The 6704-nt window shown below is 66.0% G+C and carries 6 protein-coding genes; 2 read left to right on the top strand and 4 right to left on the bottom strand.

What is annotated here, in order from left to right; genetic code table 11:
- On the top strand, positions 1-1013 hold a 1013-nt coding region (locus H8B02_RS43895), incomplete at its 5' end, for an OmpA family protein (protein WP_229172000.1).
- Between the two features lie 215 nt (positions 1014-1228).
- On the opposite strand, the gene H8B02_RS43890 is transcribed toward H8B02_RS43895, so the two are convergent.
- The gene (locus H8B02_RS43890) at positions 1229-2986 is read right to left on the bottom strand and encodes an alkaline phosphatase (RefSeq protein WP_229171999.1); all 1758 of its coding nucleotides are present in this window, start codon (positions 2984-2986) and stop codon (positions 1229-1231) included.
- 108 nt (positions 2987-3094) lie between these two features.
- Positions 3095-3460 carry a nuclear transport factor 2 family protein gene (locus tag H8B02_RS43885; RefSeq protein WP_229171998.1) on the bottom strand — a complete coding sequence of 122 codons (366 nt, stop codon included), beginning with the start codon at positions 3458-3460 and terminating at the stop codon, positions 3095-3097.
- A 97-nt stretch (positions 3461-3557) separates the two neighbouring features.
- Here H8B02_RS43885 and H8B02_RS43880 point away from each other — a divergent pair, with 97 nt between their 5' ends.
- Positions 3558-4145: a TetR/AcrR family transcriptional regulator gene (locus tag H8B02_RS43880; protein ID WP_229171997.1), complete on the top strand. Its 588-nt coding sequence runs from the start codon at positions 3558-3560 to the stop codon at positions 4143-4145.
- 212 nt (positions 4146-4357) lie between these two features.
- On the opposite strand, the gene argG is transcribed toward H8B02_RS43880, so the two are convergent.
- A complete protein-coding gene (argG, locus tag H8B02_RS43875; RefSeq protein WP_229171996.1) occupies positions 4358-5695 on the bottom strand; it encodes an argininosuccinate synthase in 1338 nt (445 codons plus the stop codon).
- 79 nt (positions 5696-5774) lie between these two features.
- Positions 5775-6557, bottom strand: coding sequence for a phosphatase PAP2 family protein (locus H8B02_RS43870; RefSeq protein ID WP_229171995.1), 783 nt, complete (start codon positions 6555-6557; stop codon positions 5775-5777).
- Between the last annotated feature and the right edge of the window lie 147 nt (positions 6558-6704).

Genomic DNA, 6704 nt, shown 5'->3' with positions numbered 1-6704 from the left:
CGACCGTCGCCGCACCGCTTCCGCCGGCTCCGCGGCATGACAACGTCTCGCCGCTCGCGATCGGCGCCGCTGTCGGCGTCGGCGTGGTGGCCGGCGCGATCATCGGCGGGACCATCGCCGACCTGCACAACCAGCGGCAGGAAGTCGTCGAAGACGGCCGCACCATCTACACCGAGCCGGACCGCATCATCATTCGCGATCCGGGTGGTCAGGCCTATGTGCGCGGCGACGACGTCTATCGCTTCCGCTATGGCGCGCGCGACATTCGCACCGAGACGATCGGCGGCGAGACCCGCACCATCGTGGTTCGTCCCGACGGCAGCGAGATCGTCACCGTGGTCGGTCCCGATGGCCAGATGCTGCGCCGGATCCGCAGAGATCCCGGTGGCCGCGAGCTCGTCATCATCGACAACAGCTATCGCGATCCGGGCGCGGTCGGCGGCTTCTATGTCGACCTGCCTCCGCCGGTGGTCCGCATCCCGTATGATCGCTACATCGTCGAGTCCGACAGCGCGGCGCCGGACGTGATCTACGACACCATGGAGGCACCGCCGGTGGATCGGATCGCGCGACGCTATTCGCTCGACGAAATCCGCTACAGCCCGAACGTCCGCATGCTGATGCCGTCGATCGACGTCAACAGCATCAACTTCGACTCAGGGTCCTGGCAGATCCCGCCGGATCAGGCGGCGAAGCTGCAGGCGATCGCCGACGGCCTCAATCGGGCTATCCAGCGCAATCCGCGCGAGGTGTTCCTGATCGAAGGCCACACGGATGCGACCGGCAACGACACCGACAATCTGTCGCTGTCCGATCGCCGCGCGCAGTCCGCCGCCGAGCTGCTGACGCAGCAATTCGGCGTGCCGGCGGAAAACCTGACCTCGCAGGGTTACGGCTCGCAATACCTGAAGGAGCAGACCGACGGACCGAGCCGTATCAACCGGCGCGTCACCGTCCGCCGCATCACCCCACTGCTCAACGGCGGCACCGCCTCCGCCGCGCCGCCGCGCTGAGCCGGCGCGACATCGCGATACGAAATGGCCGGGAGCGATCCCGGCCATTTTTGTTTGGTGCGATTTTTGAGCAGTGGCCCACGCCCTTCTCGTCATTGCGAGCCACCGGGTCGCGCGAACGCGCGCCCGATGACAGGCTCCGCGAAGCAATCCATCTCACCACAAGTGCAAGAGTGGATTGCTTCGTCGCTACGCTCCTCGCAATGACGACAGGGCTACTTCCCCGCCCCGAGCCCCAGCGCGTCGACCATCACGCGAAACACCTCGGTGTTGTCCATCGCGCCGTGGACGCGCTCGCTGCCCGGCCCGGTCGCGGTAAGGATGACATCCTCGCCGGAATGCACGCTGGCGCCAATCATCGCCGGCAGATTGCCGAAGCGCAGCACGACGCCGGGGACGTCCTTGTACTTGTCGTTGGCCTTGAAGGTGTCGGGCTGATCGCCTTTCACGGTCGGCTCGTTCGGATCATCGAGCTTCGGCCGGAACGTCTCGTAATGGTCCGGCAGGCTGGCCGAGAAGATCGCGAGCCGCCGGCTGACATCGACGCGTGAGGGATAGCCCTCGGCATCGGGCTCCGGGTAATTCGGGAAGCCGGCCTTCTCGTAGACGCCGACGCGCTCGCGCAGCGGCACGTTTGGTGTCGCGGCCATGTCGTCGTTGATGGTGCCGACCAGGCTGTTCGGATGGTTGTGGTCGGCCAGCACGAGGATCAGCGTGTCGTCGTTGCGCGCTTTGGCCCAGTCCTTTGCCAGCCGCACCGCGTTGTCGAGCATGATGGTGTCGTAGACCGCGCGCTCCATGTCGAGCAGATGGGCGTATTTGTCGATCAGGCCGGACTCGACCATCAGGAAGAACCCGGACTCGTGCTTCGACAGAACCGTGAGCGCAGCCTGAACCTGTTCGGTCAGGTCGGGCTGCTCGGGAAATTTTTTGACGCCGCCGCCCTTGAGGAACTTGTGGTCCAGCGCGCCGTCCATGTTGCCGGTCGCGAACAGGCCGAGCAATTGCCGCGTCTCCGGCCTGGCGGCGAGCGCGTTCAACTCGCCTGCAGTGGCCGCGACCGGATAACCGGCGTCGCGGAACCGCGCGAGATAGTCGATGTCATCCTTGCGTTTCGATCCCGCGGCCGATTGCGGCAGGAAGTTCGCGGATCCCCCGCCCATCAGCACGTCGGGCTTCGCATCGAAATATTGCGCGACGATCGCATCATAGGCGGCGCGGCGGCGGGTATGTGCAACCATCGCAGCGGGCGTCGCGTCCTCGATTTCGGTGTTGGTGACGATGCCGACCGCGAGCCCGGCCCGGCGCTTGGCAAGACTCGCAATGGTCTCGACCCTGGGGTCGTCGAGCGGATCGGGCGTGCGATCGGCATAGACGCCGAGCGCATTGACCGCGGCTTTGTGGCCGGTGGCGTAAGCGCTCGCGGCATTCGCCGAGTCGGTGATGATCGAATCCGAGCCTGCGGTCGCGACCAGCGCCATATGCGGCATGTCGTCGATGGCGAGCTTGCCGCGGCTCTTGCCTTCCGCGATTCCCTTGGAGAGGATCCGCGCGGCGACGCGATGCGCCGGCGACATCCCGTCGCCGATGAACAGGATCACGTTCTTCGCCTTGCGCGGCCCGGTGTCATAGACGGTCCAGGTTACCGTGCGGCTCTGCGTACCGTCGTTGACTTCGACGGCAACCGTACCGGGCCTGGCGAGCGAGACGTCGCGCAACAACAACGCCGACTGATCCTTGCCGGCCTCGCGCGCGGTAAACGTGCCGGACTGACCGAACACCGCGGCATAGTCCGCGCCGTTCAGCGTCACCTTCAGCCTGGTCTGATCGACGGGGCCGGGAAGTTCGACCTTGAAGTCGAATTTGGCGCCGACGAGGATATCGGCGCGATCGATCGGATAGATGGTCTGGGCGAACGTCGGCGCCGCCGACAACACCAGCGTGACGGCCACGCCGGCAACCAGCTTGATCATGATCGATGCTCCCGCCCCCTTGCACATGAAGCGCGGGGGCGGAGGCTAGTCGCGGCGGATGACGCCGCAATGAGGCAGCGCCGGGACGTATTGCCGCAAGCGCGGGGGTCAGCGCGCCATCTGCTGCGGATCGTAGAAGAAGCGCTCCTCGACCAGTTCCTCGCCGCGCCAGGTCTGCCAGGCGACCTCCTCCATGCGGCGGACCTTGCCGTCCTTGCCGGTGAATTCGAAGCGCCAGCAGATCGCCGAATGATCGCCGTCGAGCAGCAGCGGCCCGAGCCGTGTGGTCTTCACGCCGGAGACCGCGGCCAGCACCGCCGCCTCGCGCGCCGCCAGCGCCTCGCGGCCGACGCGCCATTCGCCGTCGTTCTCCTGGGTGCGGGCATCGGCCGTATAGAAGTTCCTGATCGCGCCGACATGGTCGTTGGATTCGACCGTATCAGCGAAGGCTTGCAGCGTCTTGAGCGAGGGCATCGGGCAATCTCCAGTTACCGACTGATGGTCGGCATTTATCGACTGGTAGTCGGTAAGTCAACTGGCGCCGAGCCGGAACCTGGGCTAGACATTCGCTATGGCAACCCAGGCCGAACGGCGCGAGAAGACCAGAGCCGCGATCGTCAAGGCGGCGCGGCGGATTTTTGGCGAGCGCGGCTTTGCGGCGGCGACGATGGACGACATCGCTGCCGGGGCGCGCGTCGCCAAGGGCGCGGTCTATCATCACTTCGCGACCAAGGAGGCGGTGTTCGAGGCCGTGTTCGACCAAGTCTCGATGGACCTCGTCGCCGATCTCGACCGCATCTCGCGCGCCGAGAACGATCCGCTCGCGGCGATGGCGGCGGGAACGCAGGGCTATTTCGCGGCGTGCTCAAAAGGCCCGACCGGCCAGATCATCTTGCGCGATGGTCCGGCCGTGCTCGGCTGGGAACGCTGGCGCGAGATCGACGCCAAGCATTTCGGCGGCAAGTTTCCGCGCGCGCTGACGGCGGCGATGGATGCCGGCGTGATCGCCAAGCAGCCGATCGAGCCGCTGGCGCGGCTGCTGCTCGGCGCGGTGACGGAAGCCGCGGTCGCAGTCTCCGCGGGGCCCGACATCGGCAAGACCGGCACCGATTACGCGCGCGCGTTCCGTTCGCTGCTCGATGCGCTCAGAGTGAAGTGAGCTTGTTTGGCAGACAAAGCGAAGCTTGCGCTACAACAGTCCCGTCATCCTGAGGAGCGCGTAGCGCGTCTCGAAGGATCGACGGCCACCAGCCGGGCCGCGCATCCTTCGAGGCTCGCTCCGCTCGCACCTCAGGATGACGGAGATGGATTGCTTCCTCGTCGAGAAGTGCCCGGGACGACACTGAGTTTGTGTCGACCCGCTCGCCGCCTTCAATCCTTGTCGTTCTCGAGCTGAAAAATCTGCGAGCCTTCGCCGCTCGAGAGCAGGCCGGTCTTGTTGTACAGCCCGAGCTTGGCGCGGGTGTCGGCGATGTCCAGGTTGCGCATCGTCAGCTGGCCGATGCGGTCGGCCGGCGAGAAGGCGGCGTCCTCGACCTTCTCCATGCTGAGGCGCTCCGGCGCATAGGTTAGGTTCGGGCTCTCGGTGTTCAGGATCGAGTAGTCGTTGCCGCGGCGCAGCTCGAGCGTCACCTCGCCGGTGACGGCGCGCGCCACCCAGCGCTGCGCGGTCTCGCGCAGCATCAAGGCCTGCGAGTCGAACCAGCGGCCCTGATACAGCAGGCGGCCGAGCCGCATGCCGCTGATGCGGTACTGCTCGATCGTATCCTCGTTGTGGATGCCGGTGACCAGACGCTCATAGGCAATGTGCAGCAGGGCCATGCCGGGCGCCTCGTAGATGCCGCGGCTCTTGGCCTCGATGATCCGATTCTCGATCTGGTCGCTCATGCCGAGGCCGTGGCGGCCACCGATCGCATTGGCTTCCAGGAACAGCGCGACGGGATCGGCGAACGTCTTGCCGTTCAGCGCGACCGGCTGGCCTTCCTCGAAGCGCACCACGACCTTCTCAGCCTTGACGTCGCAATCGGCGCGCCAGAACGGCACGCCCATGATCGGATTGACGATGGTGATGCCGCTCGCAAGGCTCTCGAGATCCTTGGCCTCATGGGTCGCGCCGAGCAAATTGCTGTCGGTCGAATAGGCCTTCTCCGCGCTCATCTTGTAGGCGAAGCCCTGCGCAGTCATGAACGCCGACATTTCGGTGCGGCCGCCGAGCTCGTCGATGAACTGCTGGTCGAGCCAGGGCTTGTAAATGCGCAACGACGGGTTGGTCAGCAGGCCGTAGCGATAGAAGCGTTCGATGTCGTTGCCCTTGAAGGTCGAGCCGTCGCCCCAGATGTTGACGCCGTCCTCCTGCATGGCCGCAACCAGCATCGTGCCGGTCACCGCGCGGCCGAGCGGCGTGGTGTTGAAATAGGTGATGCCGCCGGTCGAGATGTGGAAGGCGCCGGACTGGATCGCGGCGATGCCCTCATGCACCAGCTGGGTGCGGCAATCGATCAGGCGGGCCTTCTCGGCGCCGAAATCCATCGCCTTGCGCGGGATCGCGTCGTAGTCGGCTTCGTCGGGCTGGCCGAGATTGGCGGTGTAGGCGAAGACCTTGGCGCCCTTCAGCTTCATCCAGAGCAGCGCCGCCGACGTGTCGAGCCCGCCCGAGAACGCGATGCCGACTTTTTCGCCAGTGGGCAGGCTTTTCAGAATCGTACTCATGGGACGGTCCAATCGGTCGAAATCGATGAGGTTTCTGGGGTGGCGATATCAAATTTCGGAAGGCGGAGCACGCCTTTAATCAGGCTTCCGTACCGCCGGGCCCGGCCTTGCCGCCCCGGCGCCAGCGCTGCATCAGCCGGTAGCCGGGCATTGCCAGCCGGGTCAGCGCGGCATCGACCTGGGCGTCGGTCAGCCGGGTCGAGGCCCAGCGGTAGATCAGCGCATAGAACAGCCAGACCACCAGAAAGGACACCAGGCCCGCAATCGCGACATCGGTGAAAAAGTGCCCGCCAAAGGCCATTCGAAGCCCGCTGGTGACGATGCCGAACACGGTCGCCCCGGCAAAGGCCAGCGGCCGCCAGGCGGGCGGCGTCAGCGCCGCCGGCGCATAGGTCCAGAACGCGGTGGCGCCCTCGCCGGAGAAGAACGAGCAGTTGCGCGGGCAGCCGCCGCGCGGGTCCCACCACGGCATGAATTGCAAATCGCCGCCGAACTGCGTCACGAACACCGGCCGCGGCCGGCCCCAATAGTTCTTGAAGGTGAGGTTGGTGAGGACACCGGCTGACAGCAGCATCGTGGTGAGCAGGAACACCGCCGCGCGGCCGGACATCAGCATCGGCCGATCCGGCCGGATGAATTTCCAGACGATGGTCACGATCGCCGGCAGCACCAGCGCCCAGGCGATCCACATCGCCGCGTCGCGCGCAAACGACGCGACCGCGTCGAGCTTCAGCGGGAAGGTGTTTTCCGCGGCATCGTAGAACAGCGCCGCGAGCTTCAGGTCGAGCTCGGGATAGATCCCGAACACGAGGCCAATGATGAGCGCGAGCGCCAGCGCGATGAAAAGTCCGGTCCGGTTCATGGCGCGCGGTTTAGCCGAGGCTGTGGGGCGTGAAAAGTGCGCGATCATTCTTTACCCTCCCCTGGAGGGGGAGGGTGAGAGCCGTCATCACGGCTGCGGCGATTGCGACGGCAAGGGCGGGGGCGGCGGCAAGGGGCGCGGCGGCTC

This window comes from Bradyrhizobium altum (genome assembly GCF_020889705.1).
GTDB lineage: Bacteria > Pseudomonadota > Alphaproteobacteria > Rhizobiales > Xanthobacteraceae > Bradyrhizobium > Bradyrhizobium altum.
The sequence above is the reverse complement of the archived record's forward strand: the minus strand, read 5'-3'. Positions and strand labels throughout refer to the sequence as shown.

Excerpts from the sequence above, each read along its gene's own strand:
- H8B02_RS43870 (WP_229171995.1), bottom strand. The coding sequence starts at position 6,557 with ATGAACCGGACCGGACTTTTCATCGCGCTGGCGCTCGCGCTCATCATT.
- H8B02_RS43885 (WP_229171998.1), bottom strand. The coding sequence starts at position 3,460 with ATGCCCTCGCTCAAGACGCTGCAAGCCTTCGCTGATACGGTCGAATCC.
- H8B02_RS43880 (WP_229171997.1), top strand. The coding sequence starts at position 3,558 with ATGGCAACCCAGGCCGAACGGCGCGAGAAGACCAGAGCCGCGATCGTC.
- argG (WP_229171996.1), bottom strand. The coding sequence starts at position 5,695 with ATGAGTACGATTCTGAAAAGCCTGCCCACTGGCGAAAAAGTCGGCATC.
- H8B02_RS43890 (WP_229171999.1), bottom strand. The coding sequence starts at position 2,986 with ATGATCAAGCTGGTTGCCGGCGTGGCCGTCACGCTGGTGTTGTCGGCG.